Annotated in this window: 22 protein-coding genes and 1 pseudogene; 9 read left to right on the plus strand and 14 right to left on the minus strand. The window is 72.4% G+C overall.

Annotation, left to right across the window (positions count from 1 at the left end):
* Window positions 1-252: 252 nt before the first annotated feature.
* The 7 genes from GSF22_RS03920 to GSF22_RS03950 form a co-directional block, all read right to left on the minus strand.
* Window positions 253-831, minus strand: coding sequence for a TIGR03086 family metal-binding protein (locus tag GSF22_RS03920; protein WP_208811342.1), 579 nt, complete (start codon window positions 829-831; stop codon window positions 253-255).
* A gap of 514 nt (window positions 832-1,345) precedes the next feature.
* Window positions 1,346-2,884, minus strand: coding sequence for a SpoIIE family protein phosphatase (locus tag GSF22_RS03925; protein WP_208811343.1), 1,539 nt, complete (start codon window positions 2,882-2,884; stop codon window positions 1,346-1,348).
* Between the two features lie 2 nt (window positions 2,885-2,886).
* Window positions 2,887-4,212 carry a sensor histidine kinase gene (locus GSF22_RS03930; protein ID WP_208811364.1) on the minus strand — a complete coding sequence of 442 codons (1,326 nt, stop codon included), beginning with the start codon at window positions 4,210-4,212 and terminating at the stop codon, window positions 2,887-2,889.
* Window positions 4,213-4,270: 58 nt separating this feature from the next.
* Window positions 4,271-5,266, minus strand: coding sequence for an ATP-binding SpoIIE family protein phosphatase (locus tag GSF22_RS03935; protein ID WP_208811344.1), 996 nt, complete (start codon window positions 5,264-5,266; stop codon window positions 4,271-4,273).
* Between the two features lie 35 nt (window positions 5,267-5,301).
* Window positions 5,302-5,721: an ATP-binding protein gene (locus GSF22_RS03940; RefSeq protein ID WP_208811345.1), complete on the minus strand. Its 420-nt coding sequence runs from the start codon at window positions 5,719-5,721 to the stop codon at window positions 5,302-5,304.
* Window positions 5,718-6,137, minus strand: a complete 420-nt coding sequence (locus GSF22_RS03945) for an STAS domain-containing protein (protein ID WP_208811346.1) — start codon at window positions 6,135-6,137, stop codon at window positions 5,718-5,720. The genes GSF22_RS03940 and GSF22_RS03945 overlap by 4 nt, the downstream gene beginning before the upstream one ends.
* Complete coding sequence (locus GSF22_RS03950) at window positions 6,137-7,000, minus strand: STAS domain-containing protein (RefSeq protein ID WP_208811347.1); 864 nt, start codon at window positions 6,998-7,000, stop codon at window positions 6,137-6,139. Before GSF22_RS03950 ends, GSF22_RS03945 begins: the two co-directional genes overlap by 1 nt.
* Before the next feature lie 157 nt (window positions 7,001-7,157).
* On the opposite strand from GSF22_RS03950, the gene GSF22_RS03955 reads away from it, so the two are divergent.
* Window positions 7,158-7,514 carry an STAS domain-containing protein gene (locus tag GSF22_RS03955; RefSeq protein ID WP_208811348.1) on the plus strand — a complete coding sequence of 119 codons (357 nt, stop codon included), beginning with the start codon at window positions 7,158-7,160 and terminating at the stop codon, window positions 7,512-7,514.
* 113 nt (window positions 7,515-7,627) lie between these two features.
* Here the strand turns inward: GSF22_RS03955 and GSF22_RS03960 are convergent, their stop codons facing one another.
* The gene (locus tag GSF22_RS03960; protein ID WP_208811349.1) at window positions 7,628-8,974 is read right to left on the minus strand and encodes an MFS transporter; all 1,347 of its coding nucleotides are present in this window, start codon (window positions 8,972-8,974) and stop codon (window positions 7,628-7,630) included.
* A 50-nt stretch (window positions 8,975-9,024) separates the two neighbouring features.
* Here GSF22_RS03960 and GSF22_RS03965 point away from each other — a divergent pair, with 50 nt between their 5' ends.
* The 3 genes from GSF22_RS03965 to GSF22_RS03975 all read left to right on the plus strand — a co-directional run bounded on the left by GSF22_RS03965 (window position 9,025) and on the right by GSF22_RS03975 (window position 10,741).
* On the plus strand, window positions 9,025-9,708 hold the full coding sequence (locus tag GSF22_RS03965; protein ID WP_208811350.1) for a FadR/GntR family transcriptional regulator: 684 nt from the start codon (window positions 9,025-9,027) through the stop codon (window positions 9,706-9,708).
* A gap of 40 nt (window positions 9,709-9,748) precedes the next feature.
* Window positions 9,749-10,216: a large conductance mechanosensitive channel protein MscL gene (gene mscL / locus GSF22_RS03970; RefSeq protein WP_208811351.1), complete on the plus strand. Its 468-nt coding sequence runs from the start codon at window positions 9,749-9,751 to the stop codon at window positions 10,214-10,216.
* 150 nt (window positions 10,217-10,366) lie between these two features.
* Window positions 10,367-10,741 (plus strand): hypothetical protein, encoded by a 375-nt coding sequence (locus GSF22_RS03975; RefSeq protein WP_208811352.1) that lies wholly within the window; start codon window positions 10,367-10,369, stop codon window positions 10,739-10,741.
* A 9-nt stretch (window positions 10,742-10,750) separates the two neighbouring features.
* Here the strand turns inward: GSF22_RS03975 and GSF22_RS03980 are convergent, their stop codons facing one another.
* Window positions 10,751-12,079: a benzoate/H(+) symporter BenE family transporter gene (locus GSF22_RS03980; RefSeq protein WP_208811353.1), complete on the minus strand. Its 1,329-nt coding sequence runs from the start codon at window positions 12,077-12,079 to the stop codon at window positions 10,751-10,753.
* 59 nt (window positions 12,080-12,138) lie between these two features.
* Here GSF22_RS03980 and GSF22_RS03985 point away from each other — a divergent pair, with 59 nt between their 5' ends.
* Window positions 12,139-12,693: a helix-turn-helix domain-containing protein gene (locus GSF22_RS03985; RefSeq protein WP_208811354.1), complete on the plus strand. Its 555-nt coding sequence runs from the start codon at window positions 12,139-12,141 to the stop codon at window positions 12,691-12,693.
* 90 nt (window positions 12,694-12,783) lie between these two features.
* Here GSF22_RS03985 and GSF22_RS03990 read toward each other — a convergent pair whose 3' ends face one another.
* Window positions 12,784-13,716, minus strand: a complete 933-nt coding sequence (locus tag GSF22_RS03990) for an SCO2521 family protein (protein WP_208811355.1) — start codon at window positions 13,714-13,716, stop codon at window positions 12,784-12,786.
* 288 nt (window positions 13,717-14,004) lie between these two features.
* On the opposite strand from GSF22_RS03990, the gene GSF22_RS03995 reads away from it, so the two are divergent.
* Window positions 14,005-18,351 (plus strand): HEAT repeat domain-containing protein, encoded by a 4,347-nt coding sequence (locus GSF22_RS03995; RefSeq protein WP_208811356.1) that lies wholly within the window; start codon window positions 14,005-14,007, stop codon window positions 18,349-18,351.
* 14 nt (window positions 18,352-18,365) lie between these two features.
* Here the strand turns inward: GSF22_RS03995 and GSF22_RS04000 are convergent, their stop codons facing one another.
* From GSF22_RS04000 to GSF22_RS04015, 4 genes are all read right to left on the minus strand, one after another.
* Window positions 18,366-19,325, minus strand: coding sequence for an SCO2522 family protein (locus GSF22_RS04000; protein WP_208811357.1), 960 nt, complete (start codon window positions 19,323-19,325; stop codon window positions 18,366-18,368).
* Window positions 19,322-20,239, minus strand: a complete 918-nt coding sequence (locus tag GSF22_RS04005) for an SCO2523 family variant P-loop protein (RefSeq protein WP_208811358.1) — start codon at window positions 20,237-20,239, stop codon at window positions 19,322-19,324. Before GSF22_RS04005 ends, GSF22_RS04000 begins: the two co-directional genes overlap by 4 nt.
* On the minus strand, window positions 20,239-22,080 hold the full coding sequence (locus tag GSF22_RS04010; RefSeq protein WP_208811359.1) for an SCO2524 family protein: 1,842 nt from the start codon (window positions 22,078-22,080) through the stop codon (window positions 20,239-20,241). The genes GSF22_RS04005 and GSF22_RS04010 overlap by 1 nt, the downstream gene beginning before the upstream one ends.
* 270 nt (window positions 22,081-22,350) lie before the next feature.
* Window positions 22,351-23,472 (minus strand): response regulator transcription factor, encoded by a 1,122-nt coding sequence (locus GSF22_RS04015; RefSeq protein WP_208811360.1) that lies wholly within the window; start codon window positions 23,470-23,472, stop codon window positions 22,351-22,353.
* 63 nt (window positions 23,473-23,535) lie between these two features.
* On the opposite strand from GSF22_RS04015, the gene GSF22_RS04020 reads away from it, so the two are divergent.
* From GSF22_RS04020 to GSF22_RS04030, 3 genes and pseudogenes are all read left to right on the plus strand, one after another.
* Window positions 23,536-24,267 (plus strand): PP2C family protein-serine/threonine phosphatase, encoded by a 732-nt coding sequence (locus GSF22_RS04020; RefSeq protein WP_208811361.1) that lies wholly within the window; start codon window positions 23,536-23,538, stop codon window positions 24,265-24,267.
* A gap of 57 nt (window positions 24,268-24,324) precedes the next feature.
* Window positions 24,325-24,663 (plus strand): PadR family transcriptional regulator, encoded by a 339-nt coding sequence (locus GSF22_RS04025; RefSeq protein WP_208811362.1) that lies wholly within the window; start codon window positions 24,325-24,327, stop codon window positions 24,661-24,663.
* Window positions 24,660-24,843, plus strand: a pseudogene (locus tag GSF22_RS04030) (ATP-binding cassette domain-containing protein); the annotation flags it as partial. The gene GSF22_RS04025 and the pseudogene GSF22_RS04030, both read left to right, overlap by 4 nt.

The raw sequence follows: 24,843 nt of genomic DNA on the forward strand, positions 1-24,843 counted from the left end.
TGCCCGGCAGCCACCTCGCGCGGGGGCCACCTCGCGCGGGGGCCACCTTGCGCGGGGGGCAGACGCTTTGCTCTGCTTCAGTGACGGCAACACTTCCACCGCCTGGCTGTTGCCTCCGCTGAAGCAGAGCAAAGCGTGCGGACGGGGCAGGTGGGACCACCCGCGCGGCTCGTGAAAGTCTGCCCACCGCGCGACCGGTCGACCCGACAGCAGGCGGCCACATCTCGACGGGACAGCGCCGCCCGAGACTGCTCAGCCGGCGCTCGGCGGCCCCCATCCCGGGTCCCGACCGGCGGTCCCGAGCAGCCGGTCGAAGACCGGGGCGTCCGCCGGGACCGGCACCTCCGCGCCGAACACCCCGCGCTCCCGGGCCGTGGGCGCCAGCTTCACGACCACGTCGTGCAACTCGGAGAGTACGTCCGGAGCCGGCTCGAACGACTGCCCGGTGGACCGGGCCAGGTCCCAGGCGTGCACGGTCAGGTCCAGCACGACCAGGTTGCCCAGCATCGGCTGCGGCATCCCCATCGGGGAGACGCCCTCCAGGGCCGACGGCTCGGACCACGCCGTGATCGCCCGGTCGGTCTCGGTGGCGAACCGGTCCCGCCAGTCGGGGCTACCGAGCAGGTCCGCACCAAACCCCCACCCGACCTGCTCCTTCCGGGCCAGCCCCTGGAAGTTGACGACCACCTCGAAGAGGTGACCGAGCAGACCGCGTACCGCGAACTCGCTGCACGGGGTGGGCAGGTCCAACTGGTCGTCGGTGATGCCCCGGACGACCGCGACGGCACGCGGCGCGGCGGCACCGAGCAGTTCACTGATCCTGGTAGTCATCGACCCAGGCTAGGCGGCAACGCGGTGTGACCGTCGGCGCTCTCTCGTCCCGCCAACACGGCAGTCCACCCCTCTCGATCAGTTCCGAGCGCTGCGGTCATACCCGATGTCTGTCCTCGTGCCGCGACACCACTGTGGTGTCACGGAGAGCAATGGGGAGTGTGTGATGGGCAGAACCACCAGGCGATCGTTGCTGGCCGTGTTCGGCGCGGCGGCGGTCGCGGCACCGCTCGGGCCCGGCCACATGGCGATCGTCGACAGCGGCAGCCGCCTCTTCGACGACAGCAACCCGGCCTACCGGGAGGCGACCGGCGCCGGTATGGGCTGGATGTCCGTCCGGGACCCGACCGGGCGACCGGGGCGCTCCTCTCGCACCGGTGGAGCCGCAACTCCGGCACCTGGTACCGCGTCGACACCCGACCCGTGGCGCTGGGCCGGCTCAACCTCCTGCACTGATGTTAGGAAGGGCCCCTTCCTATACAAAAAGCGATAGGAAGGGGCCCTTCCTAACACCTCAGTGCCGGCGGAGGGCGACCACCGCGATGTCGTCGTGGATCTGCGGCGGCGCGAGTTTCACCAGCAGCCGCTCGCAGAACCGGTCCAGGTCCTGCTCGACCTCGGACGCACAGGCCGCCAGGGCGGTCAGACCGGCGTCGATGTCGGCGTCCCGCCGCTCGATCAGCCCGTCGGTGTAGAGCACCAGGGACGCGCCGCGCGGCAGCACGAACTCCCGGTCCGCCGGCCGGACGGCCCGTACCCCGAGCAGCGGCGCCCGGTGGTGCACGAACTCCGGCCCGCCGTCGCCTACCACCAGCGGCGGCAGGTGGCCGGCGCTCGCCATCCGGATCCGCCCGGTGGGCGGGTGCAGCAGCATGACGCAGATGGTGGCCAGCTCACCGGGGAGGAGGGTACGCATCAACTCGTCGACCCGGTCCAGCACCGCGCCCGGCTGGTGCCCCTCCACCGCGTACGCCCGGACGGCGTGCCGCAGCTCGGCCATCACCGTCGCGGCGTGCAGCGAGTGCCCGGCCACGTCCCCGATCGCCACCAGCAGGTGGCCGTCGAGCATCACCAGCTCGTAGAAGTCCCCGCCCACCTCGGTCTGGGCGCTCGCCGGCTCGTACCGCACCGCCAGGTCGTAGCCGGCGACGTCCGGGATCCGGCGGGGCAGCAGGCTGCGTTGCAGGGTGACGGCGATCCGGTGCTCCTCGTCGAAGGACCGTTGCGCCTCCACGGCAGCGGCGACCGCCTGGGCGAGCTGCACCAGGACGGGGGCGCCGGGCAGCAGTTCCCCGTTGGGTACCACGATGTAGAGCGGAGCCCGGTCGGTGCGCAACCGGGCGGCGGCCACCGTGATCCGCTGTCCGGCGGGCCAGTCGAGCGCCGGCCAGTCCTCCGCCGAGCCGACGTGCACGCTGGAGCCGATCGGTACGTCAGCGTCGTCGACGGACCAGGGCTGGAGGAAGGCGTCCGCCCCCGGGCCGGTGGTGACCGCGGCGAGGCAGTCCCCGTCGAAGGTCTCGGCGGCGACCACCGCCGGCCCCTGGAAGATCTTCGCGGCACCGGCGGCGGCGGCGGTCAGCAACCGGTTGAAGTCCGGCGCCGAGTTGACCGCCAGGGTGGTGTCGGCGAGCCCGGCGAGCCGCTCGGCGAGCAGTTCCGCGCGCTGCCGGGCCCGGTAGTAACGCAACACCGCCTGGGCGGTGGCCACCAGTTCCTCGGGTTCGATCGGCTCGGCCAGGTAGGCGTCGGCGCCCCGGGTCAGACCCTGCGCCCGGTCCCGGACGTCCACCGCGTGCGCGGAAACGTGGATCACCGGCATGGCCGGATGGTCCACCTTGATCCGCTCGCAGACCTCGAAGCCGTCCAGGTCGGGCAGGCGGACGTCGAGCACCACCAGGTCGATCGGGTCGACGCCGACCCGGGCCAGCGCGTCGCCGCCGGTCTCCGCCTCCAGCACGCCGAATCCGGCCCGGGTCAGCCAGTTGACCAGCAGGTAGCGCTTGGTGGGGCTGTCGTCCACCACCAGCACCGTCGCCGGACCGCCCTCCACCGTCAGGCTCCACCCCGGGGCAGGTACACGCTGAGAGTGCTCCCCCGGCCCGGCTCGCTGGTCAGTTCCAGGGTCCCGCCGAGCAGGGTCGCCAACCGCCGCGCGTACGGCAGTCCCAGCCCGGTGCCGGCCGTCCGGCGGGACCCCGGAGCCTGGTAGAACTCCTCGAAGACCCGCCCGTGCAGCTCTGCCGGGATGCCCACACCGGTGTCGCTGACCGTGATCAGCCACCGGTCGCCCGCCTGTTCCGCCCGCATCCGAACCTCACCCTGCTCGGTGAACTTGAGTCCGTTGTGCAGCAGGTTACGCAGGATCTGGGAGAGCAGCACCTCGTCCGAGCGGATCAAGGCGGGCTGGGGCGGGTCCTCCACCACCAGGTCCACCTCGGGCCGGCTGGCGACCGCCCGCAACGTCCCCCGGAGCTGCCCGAAGAGCACCCGCAGATCGACCTCGGCCCAGTGCGGCTCGATCCGGCCGGACTCCGCCTTGGCCAGGTCGAGCAGTTGGTTGACCAACGCGAGCAGGTCACCGGCCGAGGACCGGATCAGCCCGACCTGACGGGACTGCTCGTCGGTCAGCGGGTCGGACGCGGAGTCGGCGAGCAGTCGGGCCAGCCCGATGATCGCGGTCACCGGGGCCCGGAGTTCGTGACTGACGTTCGCCAGGAAGCGGCTCTTGGCCTCACTCGCCGCGCGGAGCTGCGCCGACTTCTCGTCCAGTTCGGCGTAGAGCGCCACCACCCCACGGTTGGTCTCCTCCAGTTCCTCGGAGAGCTGCCCGTAGAGGGCCATCACCCCCCGGTTCGTCTCCTGGAGTTCCTCGTTGAGCCGGGCCAGCTCGTCCCGCTGGCTGCGTACCTCGTCGAGGGCGGCGATGAGCTGCTCGTTCTGAAGGGCCAACTCGTCGAGCGCGGTGCTCGGCTCGCTCTGTGCCAACTGGGCCCGTACCTCCTCCAGCCCCTGCCTGGTCAGTGGGGCCGCGCTCGCCGGTATACGTCGGGACATCCGTACGACCGTAGCCCGATCGGACTCGGTCACGTCGAGTACGTCGACCAACCGGCCCACCGCGGCCTGCTGCGGGACGGGCGCGCCGGCCCCGACCGGGCGTACCGAGGTCAACTCGACGTGCAGGGCGGGCTGCGCCACGACCGCCGGCTGGGCGAGGAAGACCACGTCGGCCCCGCCCCCGGCGGCCAGCAGGTGCCGCCCGACCTCGCTGAGGGCGGTGGCGATGCGGATCTGGTCCTGGTGCTCGATCCCGAGCAGCGCCGCCACTTCGCGGCCCCGCTGACGGACCACGAAGATGTCGTGCTCGACGCGCAACGTCATCTGCATCAGGGGGATCGACAGGCCCCGTCCGCTGGTCACCGGCACACCGCCGACGGCCTCACCGGGGCACCCGGGCGACCAGTACGCACGCGTCGTCCCGGCGTACCCCGGCGTCGCGCAGCACGGTGGCGGCGAACACCAGGGGTGAGCGTTCCAGCAGGCCGGGATAGTTGTCGAGCTGCCACCGGTCGGTGACCCCGTCGGTCTGCATCACCAGCACCTCGTCTGCGGTGAACGGGTACTCGTACTCCCGGACCATCCGGCGGTTGTGCCCGGCGATCCCGGGCAGGCTGACCAGCCCGCGCCGGGTGCCGTACCCGACGATGCTGGCGCTGACGTTGCCCAGGCCGGCGTAGCGCACCAGCCCGGCGACCGGGTCCACCTCGGCGACGGAGAGCGCCCCGCCCCGGGTGTGCGCCATCGCGGTGTGCAGCCGCTCCACGAGCGCCGCCGGGGGCAGCGCGGGTGCGGCGCGGAACGCGGCAAGCGCGGCCTGCGTGGCGGCGTGGGCCAGCACGCCGTGCCCCAGCCCGTCGCAGACCAGGAGTTGGTACCGGTCGTCGCAGTCCCGGACGGCGTAACCGTCGCCACTGACCGACTCGCCGGTCAACGGCCGGACGACACCGGCTGCCCATCCCGGTTGCGGTGGCGGGCCGGACCAGATCTGCACGGCCAGGACCGTGCCCCGGCCGGGGACCGAGTGCCCGTCGTACCAGCTCGCCTGCCGGACGACCGCGCCGAGCCCGATGCCGAGGGTGCCGGCGGTGGAGTGCCCGTCCCGGGCGGAGGCGACCAGGTCGGCCATGCCCGGTCCGGAGTCGAGCGCGACCAGTTCGACGCCGACCCGGTCGGCGTGCCGTACCGGCCGGAGCAGCAGTTGCCCCTCGTCGGCGTGTTTGACCAGATTGGTGGCGAGTTCGGTGGCCACGATGGCGAGGTCGGCGACCCTGGTCTCCCCGAGGCCCAGCTCACCGCCGAGCCGTTCGGCGGCCCGGCGGACCGCGCTCGCTGTACTGCTGGACTCGACCCGGAACCACAACCCGTCAGTCGGCACCGTCGCTCCGTATCACCGGGACCATACGGTCGCCGTCACCGGGACCACTTGGTCACCGTGATCCGGGTACCCTGGCCCACCGCCGTCTGGATGTCGAACTCGTCGACCAGCCTACGGGCACCACTGAGTCCGAGTCCGAGCCCGCCGCCGGTGGTGTACCCGTCGGTCAGCGCCAGCTCCAGGTCGGGAATGCCCGGCCCACTGTCGGTGAAGACGATCCGGACCCCCTGCCGCCGTCCGTTGTCCACGGTCGTCACCTCGACCTGCCCGCCGCCGCCGTAGACCAGTGTGTTGCGGGCCAGTTCGCTGGCGGCGGTGACCAGTTTGGTCTGGTCGACGAGGGAGAGTTTGGCCGCGACGGCGACCGTACGGACCAGTTGCCGGACCCGGACCACGTCCTCGTCGCCGACGATGGCCTGCGTCTGCGGACGGCCGAGGCCGAGGCCGGCGGTCATGTCGACGTCGCCGCCTGCCCCGGGTCGGCCTCGTCGAGGTCCACCGCCCAGTCGTCGGTCTCCTCCCGGCTGGCCGCGATCAGCTCCATGCCGCGCTCGACGTTCAGCGCGGTCCGGATGCCGTTGAGGGAGAGCCCCAGCTCCACCAGGGTGATGGCCACGGCGGGCCGCATCCCGACCACCACGGTCTCCGCGTCGAGCACCTTGGAGATGGCGGCGATGGTGGAGAGCATCCGCCCGACGAACGAGTCGACGATGTCCAGGGCGGTGATGTCGATGATGACGCCGTGGCAGCCGGTGGCCACGATCCGGTCGGCCAGGTCCTCCTGGAGTTGCAGGGCGGTCTGGTCCTCCATGTCCAGTTGGATGGAGACCAGCAGGATGTCGCCGATCTTCAGGACCGGCACCCGCTCCATCAGGACTCCCGACGGGCGTTCCGGCGCGCCGCGTCGACCCCGGTCAGCTTGAGGACGTGCCGCAGGGCGTCGGCCAGGCTCGCCTTGGTGGCGATGTCACCGAACTCGATGCCGAGCGCCACGATGGTCTGGGCGATCTGCGGGCGGATGCCGGAGATGATGCAGTCCGCCCCCATCAGCCGGGCGGCCACCACGGTCTTCAGGATGTGCTGGGCGACCTGGGTGTCGACGGCCGGCACCCCGGTGATGTCGATGATCGCGTACGGCGAGCCGGTGTCGACCAGGGTCTGGAGCAGCCGTTCCATCACCACCTGGGCGCGGGCCGAGTCGAGCGTGCCGACCAGCGGCACGGCCACCACGCCCTCCCAGAGCTTGACCACCGGGGTGGAGAGTTCGAGGAGCTGCTCGGCCTGGTCGGCGATCAGCTCCTCGCGTGCCTTGGCGTAGCTCTCGAAGGTGAACAGCCCCAGCTGGTCGATCAGCGCGGAGTAGGCGACGAAGTCGCGCAGGTTCTGCTCGGCACCGCCGCCGGCCGACATCGTCTCCAGCACGATGTCCTTCAGCGCGAAGACGCTGACCGCGGTCTCGGTGGCGGTGAAGCCCCGACGCGCCCGGCTGCGGGACAGTTCGGACAGTACGGCCCGCAGCTCGCCCGCCGACTCGGCGTGCAGCTCCCGGCCGTCGCCCTCCAGGGCGACCAGCAGCGCCCGGTGCAGTTCCCGCACCTGCGACTGGAGTTCGGCCTGGCTCAGCCGGCCCCGCAGCGAGACGGCGACCGAGTCGGCCCACCGTTTGACGATCTGCTCCGCGTGGTCACCGAGCAGACCGGCCAGCCGACTGCCCTGTGCGGCGTCCAACGCCATCGTTACCTCCCTGGGGCCGGGTCGGGGCGGACTCTACCACCGGGTAGACCCTAACTACTTGTCACGATGCAAGGGAATGATCCGAGCCACCGGACCCGTCCCGTTCTGCGTACCGGGCTGCCGGTGGAGTACCGTTCCAGGGAACAGGAGGTCGCGAATGTCCTTGACGGTGCACACGGAACAGCGCGGCGACGTGGTCGTCGTGTCGGTGGCGGGCGAGCTGGACATGGCGACCGCGCCCCAGCTCCAGGACCAGATCACCGACCTGCTCGACAAGGGGCGCAGCCAGCTCGTGTTCGACCTGGCCGACGTGTCGTTCTGCGACTCCACCGGGTTGTCCGTCTTCGTCCGGGCGAAGAACAGCTGCGACGAGGCCGGCGGCCTGGTCCGGCTCGCCGCGCCCCAGCGGGGCGTGCTGCGCATCCTTGAGGTGAGCGGCCTGGTCGAGGTGCTCCAGACCTACCCGACGGTGGACGAGGCGGTGGCCGGGGACCCGAGCCGGGCCTCGTTCTGACGAACTGACGACGATCCGGGCCCGGCCGCCTGCGGCCGGGCCCGGATTCGTGTGCGGCACGCCCGGCCCGGAGGACCGGCGGGCGCACCGTCCACCTGCGGTTGCCGTCGCTCCTACTCGTCCTCGATGTGCCGGGGCCGGGCGATGGCCAGTCCCGCCCCGGTCTGCACGGCCAGCGCGACGAGCAGGAAGCCGATCGGCACCGGCCAGCCGCCGGTCGCCTCGTAGAGCACCCCCACCAGTAGCGGACCGAGCGCGGCGATGACGTAGCCGACGCTCTGCGCGAAGGCGGACAGCGCCACCGTGCCCTCGGCGGTCCGGGCGCGCAGCCCGATGGTGGCCAGGACCAGCGGGAACGCTCCCTGACCGAGGGCCAGCAGCACCACCCAGAGCACCGCCGCGTCGTACGGCGCGACGGCCAGTCCGAGGTAGGCCAGGGTCATCGCGGCGGACAGGGTCAGCACCACCGGACGCAGCGTCGTGAGCCGGGTGGCCACGGTCGGCATCAGCAGCGCGATGGGTACCCCGAGTGCGGTCACCCCGGCGAGCAGCAGCCCGGCGGCCTGCGGCTGGTAGCCGGCGTCCCGGAAGAGCTGGGCGAGCCACCCCATGATCGCGTACCCGCTCAGCGACTGGGCGCCGAAGTAGAGCGCCATCGCCCAGCCGAGTCGGGTGCGGCCGGGCCGGATCCGGGTTCGGGGCGTCGGGGCGGGAGCAGGTCCGGCGCGCCGGGCGGCGGCGCGGGCCCGCAGTGCCAGCGGTACCCACGGGAGCAGGGCCAGCGCGGCGAGCAGCGCCCAGACGCCGAGACCGGCCCGCCACGAGCCGAACGCGTGCGCCACCGGCACCGCCGACGCGGCGGCCACCGAGGCGCCCATCGTCAGGGTCATCGAGTACGCCCCGGTGACCAGTCCGGCCCGGTGCGGGAAGTACTGCTTGACCAGCATCGGCAGCAGGATGTTCGCCACGGCGATACCGGCGAGCGCGAGCGCGCTGGTGGCGAGGAAGACGCCCGGCGCGTCGGTGGTGATCCGCAGCAGTTGCCCGAGGGCGAGCACGGTCATCGAGACGAGCAGCAGTCGGGCTGCGGAGAAGCGCCGGACCAGCCACGGGGTGGACGCGCCCACCAGGGCGAACGCGACGGTGGGCAGGGTGGTGACCACGCCCGCCATCGCCCCGGAGAGGCCGAGCCCGGTGCGTACCTCGTCGAGCAGGGCACCCAGGCTGGTGATCGCGGCCCGCAGGTTGAGCGCGACGAGGAGGATGCCGACCAGGACCAGCGCACCGCCGGTTGCCGGCTTCGCCGCTGCCGGTGGCGGCGCCACCGGGTTGTCCGGGCGGGTCGACGGGCCCACGGGTGGGGACGCCGCCGGGGCGGAGGACCGGACCGGCCGGGCGGGTGCCGGCCGGGGTGTCGCCACCGTGGGCGGCTCGGTGAGGGCGGTCGGTGGCGGCGTCATGTCTCGGACCCTACAATCATGGGATGAATTTCGGCCTGGTGATGTAACCAGTGACACCGTCGGTTGATTCCCCTTCCGGTCCGCCCCGGCAGACCCGGGTCCGGCAGACGATCGAGCAGCTCAGAGCCCGGATCCTGGGTGGTGAGTGGCCGTTGGGCGCGAAGATCCCCACCGAGCCGCAGCTGGTGGAGGCCCTCGGTGTGGGGCGGAACACGGTCCGCGAGGCGGTCAAGGCCCTGGTGCACGCCGGGGTGCTGGAGTGCCGCCAGGGCTCCGGGACGTACGTGGTCTCCACCGACGAACTGGCCGGCGCGGTCGGCCGGCGGCTCACGGACGCCCGGATGAGCGAGGTGGTCGAGGTCCGCCGGGCCTTCGAGGTCGAGGCGGCCCGGCTCGCCGCGCTCCGGCGTACCCCGGACGACCTGGCCGCTCTCGACCGTGCGCTCGCCGCCCGGGAGGCCGCCTGGCGCACCGGCCGGGCCGAGGCGTTCGTCGAGGCCGACGCCGACCTGCACGTCGCGATCGTCGCGGCGGCACACAACGCCATGCTGGCCGAGCTGTACGCCTCGGTGGGCGGCGCGCTGCGGGACACCGTCGCGCACGCCATCGGCCCCGACCTGACCCCGGAGCGGTACGTCGACCACGGTCGGCTGGTGGCCGCGATCCGGGCCGGCGACCCGGACCGGGCCGCCGACGAGGCCGGCGCTTTTCTGGAGGCGCCGACCGGGGCATAGGTTTGCCCGGTACGTCGACCGGCCACCTCAGGAGTACGGGATGCTCAAGGGATTCAAAGACTTCATCATGCGCGGGAACGTCGTCGACCTGGCGGTCGGTGTCGTCATCGGTGCCGCCTTCACCGGCGTGGTCACCCAGCTCACCAAGTCGTTCCTGGACCCGCTGATCCGGCTCTTCGTGGTGCTGCTCACCGGTAGCGACAAGGGGTTGCAGGGCAGCGTCCTGACCGTCAGGGGCATCGGGTTCGACTGGGTGGCCTTCGTCAACGCGGTGATCACCTTCGCGCTCACCGCCGCCGCGCTCTACTTCCTCGTCGTCTACCCGATGAACCGCCTCGCCGAGCGGCGCAAGCGTGGCGAGGAGCCGCCGCCGGCCGCCCCGAGCGAGGAGGTCAAGCTGCTCACCGAGATCCGGGACGCGCTGGTGGCCGCCGGCCGGGTACCCGCCCCGCAGCGGGGCGCCCTGGACGACCTGCTCGACCGGGACCGGCCGCAGCCGGGCCAGTGACCTGTGTGCCGCCGGCCGGGTACCCGTCCACGGGCACCCGGCCGGCGGCGTACCCGGTGGCACCCGGCGTCTGGCATCCTCGGGCACCCGGCGTCCGGCACCGTCGGCACCCGACGTTTGGCGGGTGCCGGCCGGGGGAACCGGGCCAGGATGACGCAGCAGGACACCTCAGCGCAGCCGCTCCTGTCCCGGGTCACCGCCGGCATGCGGGTGGTCGACGCGACCGGCGCCGAGGTCGGCACGGTCGACCTCGTGCAGCGGGGCGACCCGAACGCGGTCACCGTGCAGGCACCGACCGCCGATCCGGGTGGCAGCCTGGACGAGTTGATCGCGTCGGCCGCCACCGACGAGCCGGACGTCCCCGCCGACCTGGCCGCCCGGCTGCTCCGGACCGGTTACCTGAAGGTCTCCACCGGCGTCGCGCCGACCGGCGCGGTGTACGCGCAGGCGGACCAGATCGCCGGGGTGGACGGCGGCGCGGTACGTCTGACCGTGGCCGTCGCCGAGTTGGCGCCCGAGGACTGACCGCCGCATTCAGCCGGCCCGGCCGGCCACCCGGTCCCCGGCCGACGCGGTCACCGCCGCCGAAGCACCGGCCTGTCCGCCGTCCGCCGCCGCCGAAGTTTCGATCTGTCCGCCCGCCGCCGCCCGACCTGCGGCCGGGACGTCCGTGGACCCGGCACCCTCAGCCGGCGCCGCCGGTTCCTCCGGCGTCCGGCGCGGCCTGAACAGCAGCAGTATCAGCCAGCCGGCCAGCAGTCCCCAGAACGCGCCGCCGATCCCGAGCAGGGTGACCCCGGAGGCGGTGACCACGAGGGTGACCAGGGCCGCCTCCCGGGCGTCCGGTTCCGCAACGGCGGCGGTGACCGCACCGGCCAGCGCGCCGAGCAGCGCCAGCCCGGCGACTGCCTCGACCAGTACCGGCGGGGCGAGCAGGACCACTCCGGCCACGGCGGTGGCGCCGAAACCGAGCAGGACGTACCCGGCCCCGGCGGTCACCGAGGCGATCCAGCGCCGCTCCGGTCGGGGGTGGGCGTCCGGGCCGGCGGCCAGCGCGGCGGTGATCGCGGCCAGGTTGACCGCGTGGGCGCCGGCCGGGGCGGCGAGCGCGGTCGCCAGTCCGGTGCTGCGCAGGATCGAGCCGAACGGCGCCCGGTAGCCGTACCCGGCCAGCACCGCCATCCCGGGTACGTTCTGCGCGGCCATGGTGACCAGGAAGAGCGGCACCGCCAGGCCGATCATGGCGGGCAGGCTCCAGGCCGGTGCGGTGAGGTCGAGCGTGGGCCGGAACGTCGTACCGGCCAGCCCACCGGTCGGGGTGGTCACCGCGATCGCCACGACTGCGGCGAGCAGCGCCCCGGGTACCGCCCACCGGCGGGCGAAACGGTGCAGCAGCAGCCAGGTCACGATCACCGGTCCGGCCAGCGTGGGCACGTCGACCAGCGCCCGGACCGGGGAGATGCAGATGGTGAGCAGCACCCCGGCGAGCATCGCCCCGGCCAGGGGTTTCGGGATGGCGGCGATCGCCCGGCTGAGCGGCGGGAAGAGCCCGGCGGTGAGGATCAGCAGGCCGCAGGCGAGGAACGCGCCGACGGCGGCCGGCCAGCCACCGGGCACCGGGCCGGTGCTGACCAGCAGCGCGGCACCCGGGGTCGACCAGGCGATGCTGATCGGCAGCCGGTGCCGCAGGCCGAGCCAGATCGCGCTGAGCCCCATCGCGACGCAGAGCGCGGAGAGCCCGGACGCGGCCTGGGTGGCGTCGGCGCCGACCGCGCGCAGGCCGGCGAGCACGATCGCGAACGAGCTGGCGAAGCCGACCAGGCCGGTCACCACGCCGGCCAGCACCGGTTGCAGCCGTCCCATGGTGCCCCCTCCCCGGCCGTTCCGTTTACGGAACGATGTCATGCTGCACCATAGCGGGTATGTCAACCAGCCCATCAACCGTCCCACCCGGCCCCGACGCCGCCGGGATCGGTCGCCGGCTCCGGGCCCTGCGTGAGGAGCGCGGCCTGTCGCTCTCGCTGGTGGCCCGGCGGGCCGGCATCGGCAAGGCCACCCTCTCCGGGCTGGAGAGCGGCACCCGCAACCCCACCCTGGAGACGCTCTGGGCGGTGACCGCGCAGCTCGGCGTGCCGCTGACCGCCGTGATCACCGGGGCCGGCGGCGGCGCCACGGTCCGGGGTACCGCCGTCGCCGCCACTCTGCTGGAGGTCTTCACCGAGGCAGGCGCCAGCTACGAGCTGTACCGGATGGTGGTCCCACCGGGTACGACGCAGACCTCCCCGGCCCACCACGCCGGGGTCACCGAGCACGTCACCGTCTTCGCCGGGGTGCTCCGGGCCGGACCACTGGACGCCCCGCTGGTGGCTGCCGCCGGGGAACACATCTCGTGGTGCTCGGACGTCCCGCACGGGTACGCCTCGATCGGCGCCGACGAGGTCCGGGCCACCCTGCTGATCCGCTACCCCCGCGGCTGACACCGCCCGCAGCCGGCACAGCGCCACGCCGTCCGGTTGGTCAGCTCAGCCACACCGCCCGCAGCCAGCCCGGCGACGCCGCCCGGGCGGTCAACTCAACGACGCCTCCAGCAGGGCGATGGTGCTCAGGGTCACCTGGTCCCGGATCCGGTTGACCGACGACTCCCACTGCCGGGTGAAGCCGGGGCGGCGTTCCAACGCACGCCAGACCGGCAGCACCGACTCGTCCAGCCGGGCCGCCGGCATCCAGAGGTGCAGCAGACAGTCGATCGCCGGTCGGAGCCGCTCCACCTTCTGCGCGCGGGTACCGGGGGCGGTCAGGCTGGCCTCCATCAGGGTGAGCAACGTGGTCAGCAGCCAGTCGTGCAGGGCCAGGTCCTCGCAGAGGGCGACGACCGCCGCCACGTCGTCGTGCCCGACGGTCAACTCCAGCGTCCGCAACGTCTCGGACTCCACCCGGAAGGTGCCCTGCGCCTCGGCGGCCGGGTCGTCCGACGGGAGTACCGCCCAGCGCAGCCGGGTACGGCGGCTGCGGAACGGCGGCCGACGGTCCAACCGGGTCGACTCCTGCACGGCGTCGATGAGTCGGGCGCAGATCGCGCCCAGGTTGAGCACCTGGGACGGGCTGCCCGTGGCGAGGTAGCCGCGTACCACGTCCCGGGCGTCCACCTTGCCGATCGTCTCCAGCCGACCCGGCCGGGAGAGGTAGTGCGACCAGGGCAGCCGGCGGTTCACCTCGGCCCGGCCGACCAGGGTGTACGTCGAACCCTGGAGGACGTGCCCGCCGGTCACGGTGGCGTGGGACACCACGGTCCCGACCGCCCGGGTCCGGCTGCCGGTACCGGTCGGCAGGAGACAGTCCACCCCGGTGAGCTGGTCCGGTGAGACGACGTACGCGATCGGGCGCTCGGACCGGCGGACCCGCTCGCCCACCAGCAGGTCGAGCAGTTGCGTGGTGTGCTCCAGCGAGAGCGAGGTCGAATTCTGCAGCAGTCCGGTGTGGACCTCGCCCAGGGTCAGCATGGCACCTCCGCAACCCGGTGGTCGGTATCTTCGGTCGCGGCGCCCATTCGACGGGTGCCGCCACGCACCGGCTGATTGCATCCCATCATCGTCTGCGGGCGCAATGGGCGCGCCGCCGGGTCGGCGGGACGCTCCGGGCAGCCGAAACGGCCCCCAATTCCGATCGGCGATTCGGCAATCACCACAACCGATGCGGTCCGGAATGTCCACGCTGATCATGGGGCCACAATTCTTGCTTTCCGTTGCTACGGTGGCCACACGCGCCGCTCACGCCGCAAGGGAGCCGCCGTGACCAAGGTCTACGTTTCCGCGACCTTCCGGGATCTCCAGGAATGCCGCGCCGCAGTGCAGCTCGCCCTCCGCCGGCTACGGGTGGAGGACGTGGCCATGGAGTCCTACGTCGCCGAGGACCGCCGTCCCCTGGAACGCTGCCTCGCCGACGTCCGTGAATGTGACATCTACATCGGCATATTCGCCTGGCGGTACGGCTTCATCCCGACCGGGTACGACCAGTCGATCACCGAGCTGGAGTACCGGGAGGCGGTGGCCACCAAAAAACCCTGCCTGATCTTCCTGCTCGACGAGGACGCCCCCTGGCCACGCCGGCACGTCGACCGGAACGACGACGCCGATCGGATCGAACGGCTCCGGGCGGAACTGGCCGGCCGGCACATGTGCAGCCCGTTCACCGACCCGGCGGACCTGGCGACCCTGGTGACCGCGGCGGTGGCGAACTGTCTCGCCGAACGGGCCCGGCCGGCCCCCGGACCACCGGCCCTCGGACAGGACACCCTCACCCGGTACCTCGCCCGGCTGCGCCTGCACTACGGGGTACTCGACTCCGACGCACTCACCCCGGCCCAGGCCGAGGACTACCTCCAGATCCAGCTCGCCTCGGTCTTCGTCGAGCCGTCCGTACGCGAGGACCCGCCGCTGGTGGAGCTGCCCCGGGACTGGCTGCTCCGCACCCCGTACGCCGGCTGGTCCCGTACCGACGGGGCACTGGCCAACGTGGACCCACCCGACCTGGCCCACCTGCGCGAGGCGCACCGGGCGAAACCGTTGCAACGCCTCTTCGACGTCCTCGGTTCCCCGGACCGGCGCACCATGGTGCTGCTCGGCGATCCGGGAGCGGGCAAGTCCACCGCCGCCCGGTACGTGGTGCTCTCCCTCGCCACCGGTCACCCCGACGAACGGCTCGGGGCGCTCAACGACCACCTGCCGTTACTGGTGGAACTCCGGTCGTACGTCGCCTGGGCGGCCGGGGGACGGGCCCAGGGTTTCCTCGACTACCTGGACCAGCGGGCCGGCACCGACGGGCTCGGGGTGGAACGCGGCGACCTGCTCCGGCACCTCGAAGACGGGGGGCGGGCGGTCTTCATCTTCGACGGTCTCGACGAGATCCTCGACCGGCGTCGCCGGGAGGAGGTGACCGGTCAGATCGCCGGGTTCGCCAGTGACCATCCCGACGTCCGGGTCGTCGTCACCTCGCGGAGCGTCGGCTACGCCCGGCGGGTCCTCACCGAGGCCGGGTTCCGGCACTACACCCTCCAGGACCTGACCCCCGCACAGGTGGACGAGTTCCTCGCCAACTGGTACAGGCTGGCCATGCGGGACCGGCCGGAGGACGGCCGGCTGCAACGGGCCCGGCTACTGGACGCGATCCTGCACTCCCCGGCCATCCGGGAGCTGGCCGGCAACCCGCTGCTGCTGACCATCCTGGCGATCGTCGGCCGGCACCAGGCACTCCCCCGGGAACGCTGGAAGCTCTACGACCACGCGGCCACCGTGCTGGTGGAGCAGTGGGACGTCAACCGGCACCTGCACGACCGGGAGCAGGGGCCGGACTTCATCGACACCGAGGACAAGAAGGAACTGCTCCGCCGGCTGGCCCACCGGATGCAGTCCGCCGAACGCGGGCTGGCGGTCAACTGCATCCCGACCGAGGAACTGCTGGAGGTCTTCGAGAACTACCTGGTCGAGCGGTACCAGCGGGACCGGGCCGCCGCCCGGACCGGTGCCCTCGCGATGATCCGGCAGTTCCGGGAGCGCAACTTCATCCTCAGCCGGTACGGCCCGCACGTCTACGGCTTCGTGCACCGCACCTTCCTGGAGTTCTTCTGCGCCGAGGCGCTGCTCAACCGGTTCCAGCACGCCCAGGTGCTCACCTTCGAGGAGCTCCGGGAGCTGTACCGCGAGCACTGGGGGGACAACTCCTGGCGGGAGGTGCTGCGCCTGCTCTGCGGGGCCCTGCACCCCCGGTACAGCGCCCAGTTGATCGAGCTGCTGACCGGTGAGGTCAACCGGCCGTGGCCGCCGGGTCCGTTCACCCCGCCGCCGTGGAACCTCGCGCTGGCCGTGCAGTGCCTCGCCGAGGTACGCAACGTCAGCACCGTCGAGCGTCCCGCCCGGGCTCTGCTGCGTCAGATCATCCTGCTGCTGGAGCACGGCGTCGGGATCGACGACACCGAGACCGCCACCCTGTTCGAGGAGGAGATCCTGCCGGCGGCGAAGGCGATCGGCGCGAACTGGCCGGGGCGGGAGAGTTATCTGGCCTGGTACCGGCGTCGGGGTGCCCGGCTGGTCTGGAGCCCGGCCTCGGCGCACGCCGCCCGGCTGGCGGCCCTGCTCGCCACGCCCGCCGAGCGGATCGACGACCTGTTCGACGAGGTCCTCGGGTCGATCCGGGACAGTCCGGCGGCGTACGCCTCGGTGGCCGGGCTGGCCGAGGTAGCCCAGCTCGCCACGACCGCCGTCGACAGCGCGGCCCACGAGGCCGCCGCCACCCGGACCCGCGACCGGCTGATCCGCCGGGCCCGGGACGAGGACTACTCGGCGGTACGACTGGCCGCGGTGCAGGCGGTCGGGGAGCACTTCGGCGGCGACCCGAGGGCGGGTGACCTGCTGCTGGAACGGGCCGGCGCGGACCGGTACCACAAGGTCCGGTTGGCCGCCGTCCAGGCGCTCGGCGAACGTTTCGACAGCCGCCCCGGGGTACGCGACCTGCTGCGCCAGCGGGTCCGGGTGGACGAGCACCCGGCCGTCCGGCTGGCCGCCGTCGGGCTGCTCGGTGAGCGGTACCCGGGGGACGACGGGCTGCGCGACGACCTGCTGGACTGTCTGCGTACCGACCGGGATCCGACGGTGGTACGGACGGCGGCGCAGGTGCTGGTGGAGCGGTTCTCCGCCGGTCCGGCGGTCCGTGACCTGCTGCTGGCGCGGACCGGTGACGACACCGACCGGCTGCTCCGCCGGGCCGTGGTACGGGTCCTCGGCGAGCGCTTCGCCGCCGAGCCGGCCGTCCGGGAGCTGCTGCTGGTCCGGGTCCGGACGGACCGGGACGTCGGGGTGGTCCGGGCGGCGGGCCGCTGTGTGCTGGACCAGGACTGGGGCACCGTGGAGCTGCGGGACCTGCTGGTGAAGCGACTGCACCACGACGCGGACGAGGCGGTCCGCCGGGCGGTGCTGAAACTGCTGGTGCGCTCGGTCAACCGGGATCCCTCGCTGGTCGATCTCCTGGTCGGGGTGGTCGACCGGGACGGCGACGCGGATGTCCGGCTGCTCGCCGCGGTCGCGCTCGCCGACCGGATCGGCACCGAACCGAGCGCCGGAGCCGCGTTGAGCAGACTGGCCCGGACCGACCCGGACGCCGGGGTCCGGCTGGTCGCGGTCCGGTCGCTGGTGGACCGGGTCGGCCTCGATCCGGCGGTACGGACCGCGCTGACCGGGTTGGCCGCCGACGACCCGGCCGCCAACATCCGGCTGGCCGCCGTCGAGGCGCTCGCCGAGTGCGTACCCGGCAACGACGCGATGCGGAGCCTGATGATCGTCCGGGCCCGGGTGGACACCGACCCGACGGTCCGGTTGGCGGCGCTCCGGGCGGTCACCGGCGAGGTCGGGCACTCGGACGAGCTGCTGGTGGACCGGGCCCGGCAGGATGCCGACGGCCCGGTCTTCGCGCATGCGGCGACCGCCGTACTCAACCGGGACGGCGCCACCGGGCAGGTCCGGGAGCTGCTGGTCGGGCGGGTGAGCGATCCGGGCAACGCCCGGATCCGGCTGGTGGCGGTACACCTGCTGGTCGAGCGGTTCGAGGTGGACGCGACGATCCGGCAGTTGCTGCTGGAGCGGGTACGCGACGACCCGGACCCGGAGGTGGTCCGGGAGGCGGCGGTGGCCGTGGTCCGGTCCGTCGGCCCGGATCAGGAGCAGTGCCGGATGCTGGTGGAGCGGGCCACCGGCGACGACGTACCGGTGCGCTGTGTGGCGCTGCGCGTGCTCGGTGAGTGGTTCGGCGCCGACCGGACGGTGCGGGAGCTGCTGATCCGGCGGGCCACCGACGACGCCGACGTGCAGGTACGCCGGGAGGTGCTCCGGGTGCTCGGGGAGCGGCTGGCCGACCATCCGGAGGTCCGGACGCTCTTCGTCGAGCGGCTGGTCGACGCCGACTGGTCGGTACGCGGCACGGCCGTGCTCGTGCTCGGCCTGCACTTCGGCCCGGACGAGGAAACCCGGTCGGTCCTGGCCGGGCTGGCCCACGACGATCCCGACCCGGGGTTCCGGCGGCTCGCCGGGCAGGCGTTGACCTGGTTGCCGGGGGCCGACCCGGATCACCTGCCGGATCTCGGTCCGTGAACCGTCGGGATCGTTCAGTCGTGGACGAAGGCGTACTCGATCCGTTCGATGAGGTCCTTCGGCAGGTCGATGTGTTCGGCGCGGCTGCGGGTGTGCACCTGGTCGAGGACCGCCGGGGTGACCGAGACCTGGCTGAGGATGGTCCGCACCGCGTGCTCCACCGGCAGGAACCGCGACCCGAGTACGGAGAACGTCCGGTAGGCGCTGAACGGGGCGGCGTGCGGGTTGAGTTTCACCACGGCGGGCAGCTCGTCCCAGTCGTCCGGCCAGTCGTCGAGCTGGTACGGGTTGGTGACCCGTTCACCGTCGTGGCGGAGCAGGCCGAGGCGCATCAGTTGCCAGACGGCGGCGAGGAACGGGCAGGACCAGCGGCGGGTGCCGTCCACCTCGTCCCAGAGTTCCACGTCGAGGAAGATGGAGTGCCGGTTGACCGCGTTCTGGGCCGGGGGCAGCCAGGTCCGGTCCCCGCTCATCGCCTGGCCGGGCCCGACGGTCGGCGATCGTCGGCCGTTGCAGAGCCAACCGGTCTCGGTGGTGGGTGGGCGGTCCCCGGTGGTCTCCGGCACCGGGTCCGAGACGAGCTGGGTCAGCACCAGTTCGGCCAGGGGGATGTCGTCGGCCCGGGCGCAGCCCGACTCCCGGGCGAAATAGTCGATGACCAGGCCGGTGTCCCGGGCGGCCTCGGTGGTCAGCCGCATCACCTCGCCGGGGGTGCTGAACCTGGTGAAGTAGTCGTCGATCAGGAAGCAGGTACTGATCCGGGCCCGGCCGGCCGGGGTCCGGGCGGTACAGGACTGCCGGGCGGCGGCCACCCACGGCGCGATCCGGGCGAAGTGCCGGCGCAGTTGCTCGGCACCCCCGGCGAACTCCTCGATGTAGAGGTGCCCCAGCTCGATCGAGAGGTGCGACAGCGGAACCGATTCGACGGTACGTCTGGCGGTGGTCTCCTCGAAGGTCACGCCCGGGCGGTTCACAGCGTCTCCCAGGCCGTGTCGTCGACGATCCGCTTGGCCAGGGAGTCGAACGCCTCCACCGTCTCCCGGTTGGCGATCCGCCGCGCCCACACGTCGTTGTCCGAGATGAGCTGCTCCCGCCACTGGAGCACCGGGTCCAGCGGGACCGAGCCGAGCACCAGCGTACGGCCGACCCGTTCCCGGCTGGCCAGCTCCAGCAGGTCCTGGTTGCAGGCCCGCAGCCAGGCGAGCTGGGCCGGTTGGAGACCCTCCAGCTCCGGCGAGTCGGGGTCGACCACGGCGGTCCGGACGAACCGCAGCGACTCGGTCAGCCGGGTCCTGTCGTGGCCGTGCCTAATACCGGTCTCCACGATGCCCCGCTGCCCGTGCACCAGCCCGGAGGCGGCGAGCACGTGCTGCCGGGTCCAGCGGTGGAAGACCAGCCAGCGCCAGCGGACCGACCGCAGCTCCGCCCGGGCGGTCGCCGCGAGCACGATCTCGGTGGCGTACGACCGGCCGGCGCTGAGGTCGACGAGGGTCACGTCGAACTCCTCCTCCAGCCGGAGGAAGAGCCGGGCGCACCGTTCGATGTTCTCCCGGGTGGTGGGGAACTCGCCGCCGCCGCTGTCCCCGGGCAGCAGCACGAGCCGGCCCGCTCCGGGTGGCCGGTCCCGCAGGCTGGGCCGGTCGGACTCGGCCCACACGTCGATCCGCTGCGGCTCGCCGTGTGCCCCGTCGAGGTACGAGTGCAGGCCACCCCGGGTGGTGCCACGCAGCGCATGGTTGATGTTGAAGATGGACCCGGCGGTCGGCGAACCGAAGTCGAAGTCGAGGTAGCAGACGTCGCTGCCCTGCAACGCGCTGCGGTAGAGCACGTTGCTGCTGGTCACCGAACGGCCGGTGCCACCCTTGTCGGAGGTCGCGAAGATCAGCATCAGCCCGCCTCCGTCACGTCACGCCGGGCCGCCTCGAACTCGTCGAGGGTGAGCAGCACGTCGAGGGCGAGCGCCATGGACACTCCGGGCTTGTCCTGGATGATCTCCCGGCCCCGGCGCAGGCTGACCCGGACGTTGTACATCGACTCGCGGAGTCGGGGGTTGGCTTCGGCGGTACCGCTGAGCAGTTCCATGTCGTAGAGGTGTTCGGCCTCGCTGAGCAGGTCCCGCGCCATCGCGGCGAGCCGTTCGCTGCGCAACGGTGGGCGGGCGAGGATGTCGGCGCTGTTGACCAGCCCGTGCACCACCCGTTCGGTGTGATACCAGGAGGGTTCGGTGTAGTGGAAGTCGACCTGGTCGAAGACCCGGTCCGGCTGGTCCCACAGGCTCCGGCCGGGGCCCTCGGCGAGACGTCGGAGCAGCAGGTGGTCCCAGGCCCGGTCGGCGAGGTCGAGCACGTCGTCCCGGTGCCGGGCATCGCTGAGCAGCCGCGCGATGACCGCCGCGCGTTGCAGCAGGAGTGCGGAGAAGTCGCTGACCACCCAGGAGAGCTGCGGGCCGCCGAGCTGGTCGCTGCCGACCAGTTGGATCCGTACGCCCGGACTGTGCAGGTCCAGCGCCGGGTCGTGCTCGTAGGTCCGGCGGGTGATCCGGGCCCGGTTCGCCAGCTCGCTGAGCACCGCACCGACCCGGGACAGTTCGGCGTCCGACCCCCGGTCGTTGACCAGGCCCTTCACGGCCAGTGAGGTGACCAGCAGGGTGAAGTAGTCCGAGGATTCCTGGTCGGTGGTACGCCAGGGGATGTCCTCCAGGGGCCAGCGCGGGCCGTCGCCGAAGGTCGCCACCTTGGCCCAGTACGTCCGGGTCAGTTCCCAGCGCAGCTGCAGGGCACGGGCCAGTCGCTGCTGCTCCTCGTTGAGCAGGCCCAGGATGCGGGTCCGTTCGGAGAAGAGATCCTCGATCGCGTCCAGGGCGATGACCGTGAAGTAGAGGTACGGGGCGTCCTGCGCGAGACCCTTCGGCTGTTCGCCGACCGGTTCGCCGGTCTCGATCGGAGGGGCGTCCTTGACCACGCCCCAGGACCAGCCACACTCGAAGAGCCGGTCGGTCGGGTCCAGTTCGAGTACCTGGGCGGAACCGATGGTGATCTCACGGAAGCTCGCCATGGTCTGTTCGAGCGCGCTGCGCAACTGGGCGACGACCTGCCGCTCGGGTAGCTGCCCCTGGTTGACCGTGCGGATCAGCGCCTGGCCCTCGGGCGAGTCGGCGTCGAACGGGTAGACCGAGAAGCTGCGCAGCAGGCCGACCATCGCGGCGCTCAGCCGGAGGCTGGCGAGCTGCTCCAGCCGGTCGATCTCCTGGTGGGTCTCGCTACGGGTCACCGTCTTCCGGAAGACCTTGAGAAAACCGACGGTTGCCAGGGACAACGTCACCGACATCGCGAATGAGTCGACGATGTCGAGACGCTTCTGGTCACCGGTCGGGGACGCACCCGTGTGGTGCACCTCGAAATAGCTGCCGCCCGAAAAGACCGGTGTCCCCGATTCGTCGGTGTACTTGGTGAAATACTCGGTGAGCACCCTGATCAGGACCCGGGGTATCTGTGTCGCGTTGCCGAGCGGGCGCAGGACACGGATCATCTCGGATGCGGATTCGTTCGGATTGTCGATCTTGAACGTCGGCACCCGGGTCGCCGGTAACAGCAGGCAGAGCAGCTGCTCCGCGTCGCTGATCGAATTGGAGCCGTCCCGGCCACCCCAGTGCCACCGGTCGTCGCGCCAGGAGGCCCGCACGGTGGCCGCCCAGATCTCCAGAAGCTGTTGACGAGGCTGAATCCTCATCTGTCCTGCACCACCATCCGCCATTCACCGCCCGCTCCACCAGCCGATTCGTGTTCACCGGTGCCGGGCGCCGGAAGCTGCCGAATACGAGGAGCTGTCGGAGAAACGTGAACGAGGCTCCCGGGAGACCGGACCCGGTGAAGGTCCGACCATTGAGGATCCGCGTCTTATCAGCCAATGATGGCGTACGCGTCAAGCGGGCAGAAAGGGGACCGGGCGTGCCGGGACGCACTTCCCCGGTGTCGGTGAAAACGGACGCCCGATGTCGGGTCAGGGACGGGGCGCGGGTACCGGCAGCCGCCGCTGCACCGCCCAGAGCGCAGCCTCGGTGCGGGACGCCGAGCCGGTCTTGCGCAGCAGGTTGGAGACGTGCACGGTGACCGTCCGGACGGAGATGCCGAGCGACCGGGCCACCTGCTTGTTGGACATGCCGGCGGCGAGGCAGCCCAGCACCTCGATCTCCCGGCCGGTGAGTTCGGCCTCCGCGACCCCGGCTCCCGCGCCGGGCCCGTCGGCCATGCGCCCGACCGCCGGCACGGGGCCCGGCTCCGTGACGTCACCGTCGGTCGCCCGCGCGGGGGGCGCCGTACGGGCGGCGGGCAGGTGCAGATGGTCCGGCAACGGCCGGCGGGCCAGCGCCTCCGGCGGCTGCCCGGAGTGCGCGGCCAGCAGCTCGGTCAGCCAGTACGGGTTGCCCCCGGTCCGCTGCCACACCACGTCGACCACCCGGGGCGGGGGCATCCGGCTCTCGTACACCTGGGCCAGCACCTCGGCGACCTCGGTCCGGGACAGCGGCCCCAGATGCTGCCGGACGGCCCCCGGGGCACCGGAGAGCCGGGCGAGTGTCCGGGCGGTCAGGTGCGGATCGACCGCGGCGGAGGGCGGCCGGCTCGCCACGACGATGAGCACCGGCAGGTCCGGGGCGGCGGCCAGCTCGCCGACCAGGTTGAGGCTGGCCGGGTCGAGGGCGTGCAGGTCCTCGACGACCACGACCGCCGGACCGGTACCGACGAGCAGCCGCACCGCGCGCACCGCCAGTCGCAGCAGGGCGCCCGGCGCGTACCGCTCCCGGGGGGCGTTGGGTTGCTGGGCGAGCCAGGCCAGCGCGTCGGCGGGCAGCGGCAGTTCGTGGGTGTCCCGGCAGCTCAGTACGGCGGCGAGCCAGTCGTACGGGGCGGGCTCGTGCACCCGGGCGGCACCGGAGAGCACGATCGGCGGTCGCGGTGAGAAGCCGTCGAGACCCGCCGCGACCAGCAGACTCTTGCCCACCCCGGCGGCTCCGGTGATGACCGCCGTCCGGGGGACGGAACGCCGGCTGTGGGTGACCCGCCGCCAGGCCCGGCGCAGCTCGGCAAGTTCACCGTGCCGACCGACCATGGACACCGGCATCATGGGACAACTCTACGCACTAGTGCGTAGAGACGAACGCATGGTGTTCTTGGCAAGCTGATATGCATGACCCTGATCCTCCGTACCGCCATACTCAGCGACGCCGGCCTGGTCCGGGCCAACAACGAGGACACCGCCCTGGCCGGCGAACGGTTGGTCGCGGTGGCGGACGGGATGGGCGGGCTGCCGGCCGGCGAGGTGGCCAGCGAGATCGTCATCCGGATCCTGCACGACCTGCCGCTGCCCGGTACGCCGGAGGACGCGCCCGCCGTGCTCCGCGCCGCGATCAGTGTGGCCAACCAACGGATCCGGGCCGCGATCGGCTCCGACCCGGCCCGGGAGGGCATGGGTACCACCCTCACCGCCGGGTTGCTCGCCGCCGACCGGCTGACCATCGCGCAGGTCGGTGACTCCCGCTGCTACCTGCTCCGGCAGGGGGTGCTGCGGCAGCTCACCCGGGACGACACCTTCGTGCAGGCGCTGGTCGACCAGGGCGCGCTCACCCTGGAGGAGGCCCGCCGGCATCCGCAGCGGTCCCTGATCACCCAGGCGGTGCAGGGGGAGGACCGGCCGCCCGCGATCGGGGTGCTCGCCGTCGTACCCGGTGACCGGCTGCTGCTGTGCAGTGACGGGCTCTCCGACTACGTCGAGGATCTTGCGATCGGTACCGCCCTGGCCAGCTACCCGGACCGGCAGCAGTGCGTGGAGCAGCTGGTCAAGCTGGCCCACCAGGCCGGCGCGCCGGACAACGTGACGGTCGTAGTGGCCGACGTCGACCTGGTGGGGGCCACCCGCTAGGTAGTTGAACCAGCTAGCTAGTTGAACCAGCTAGCTGGCTCCGCTATCGTCCCCGGCATGGAGACGGACCGGCGCAGCCAGTGGCTGCGCGGCGTGCTCGACCTCTGCGTACTGGCCCTGCTCGACGAGCAGGAGTCCTACGGCTACCAGCTCGCCCAGGCCCTCGACGCGGCCGGCATCGGCCCGATCCAGGGCGGCACGCTCTACCCGGTACTGCTGCGCCTGCAACGCACCGGCCTGATCGTCGCCGACTGGCGGGCCGGCGACGCCGGACCGGCCCGGAAGTACTACCGGCTCACCGAGACCGGGCGGCAGTCCCTCCGGCACGGCGGGCACGACTGGCAGACGTTCAGCACCAGGGTGACCACGCTCATCGGCAAGGGGGACGACAGGTGAACGGTGTGCAGTGGCTGGACGCGTTCGCAGCGGAACTGGGCCGGCGCGGCCTGGACCCGGAGACCGTCCGGCACGTCGTCGCCGAGGCCGCCACCCACCTGCGGGAGAGCGGCGAACACCCGGACCGCACGTTCGGCAGCCCCGCCGGGTACGCCTCGGCCGTCGCCGACAGCCTCGGCC

This window comes from Micromonospora echinofusca (genome assembly GCF_017614955.1).
In the GTDB taxonomy this organism is placed as follows: Bacteria; Actinomycetota; Actinomycetes; order Mycobacteriales; family Micromonosporaceae; genus Micromonospora; species Micromonospora echinofusca_A.

Coding starts and splice junctions, on each gene's coding strand:
- GSF22_RS03920 (WP_208811342.1), bottom strand. CDS start 831: ATGACTACCAGGATCAGTGAACTGCTCGGTGCCGCCGCGCCGCGTGCC.
- GSF22_RS03930 (WP_208811364.1), bottom strand. CDS start 4,212: ATGACGTTGCGCGTCGAGCACGACATCTTCGTGGTCCGTCAGCGGGGC.
- GSF22_RS03940 (WP_208811345.1), bottom strand. CDS start 5,721: ATGACCGCCGGCCTCGGCCTCGGCCGTCCGCAGACGCAGGCCATCGTC.
- GSF22_RS03945 (WP_208811346.1), bottom strand. CDS start 6,137: ATGGAGCGGGTGCCGGTCCTGAAGATCGGCGACATCCTGCTGGTCTCC.
- GSF22_RS03950 (WP_208811347.1), bottom strand. CDS start 7,000: ATGGCGTTGGACGCCGCACAGGGCAGTCGGCTGGCCGGTCTGCTCGGT.
- GSF22_RS03955 (WP_208811348.1), top strand. CDS start 7,158: ATGTCCTTGACGGTGCACACGGAACAGCGCGGCGACGTGGTCGTCGTG.
- GSF22_RS03960 (WP_208811349.1), bottom strand. CDS start 8,974: ATGACGCCGCCACCGACCGCCCTCACCGAGCCGCCCACGGTGGCGACA.
- mscL (WP_208811351.1), top strand. CDS start 9,749: ATGCTCAAGGGATTCAAAGACTTCATCATGCGCGGGAACGTCGTCGAC.
- GSF22_RS03975 (WP_208811352.1), top strand. CDS start 10,367: ATGACGCAGCAGGACACCTCAGCGCAGCCGCTCCTGTCCCGGGTCACC.
- GSF22_RS03980 (WP_208811353.1), bottom strand. CDS start 12,079: ATGGGACGGCTGCAACCGGTGCTGGCCGGCGTGGTGACCGGCCTGGTC.
- GSF22_RS03985 (WP_208811354.1), top strand. CDS start 12,139: ATGTCAACCAGCCCATCAACCGTCCCACCCGGCCCCGACGCCGCCGGG.
- GSF22_RS03990 (WP_208811355.1), bottom strand. CDS start 13,716: ATGCTGACCCTGGGCGAGGTCCACACCGGACTGCTGCAGAATTCGACC.
- GSF22_RS04005 (WP_208811358.1), bottom strand. CDS start 20,239: ATGCTGATCTTCGCGACCTCCGACAAGGGTGGCACCGGCCGTTCGGTG.
- GSF22_RS04010 (WP_208811359.1), bottom strand. CDS start 22,080: ATGAGGATTCAGCCTCGTCAACAGCTTCTGGAGATCTGGGCGGCCACC.
- GSF22_RS04015 (WP_208811360.1), bottom strand. CDS start 23,472: ATGATGCCGGTGTCCATGGTCGGTCGGCACGGTGAACTTGCCGAGCTG.
- GSF22_RS04020 (WP_208811361.1), top strand. CDS start 23,536: ATGACCCTGATCCTCCGTACCGCCATACTCAGCGACGCCGGCCTGGTC.
- GSF22_RS04025 (WP_208811362.1), top strand. CDS start 24,325: ATGGAGACGGACCGGCGCAGCCAGTGGCTGCGCGGCGTGCTCGACCTC.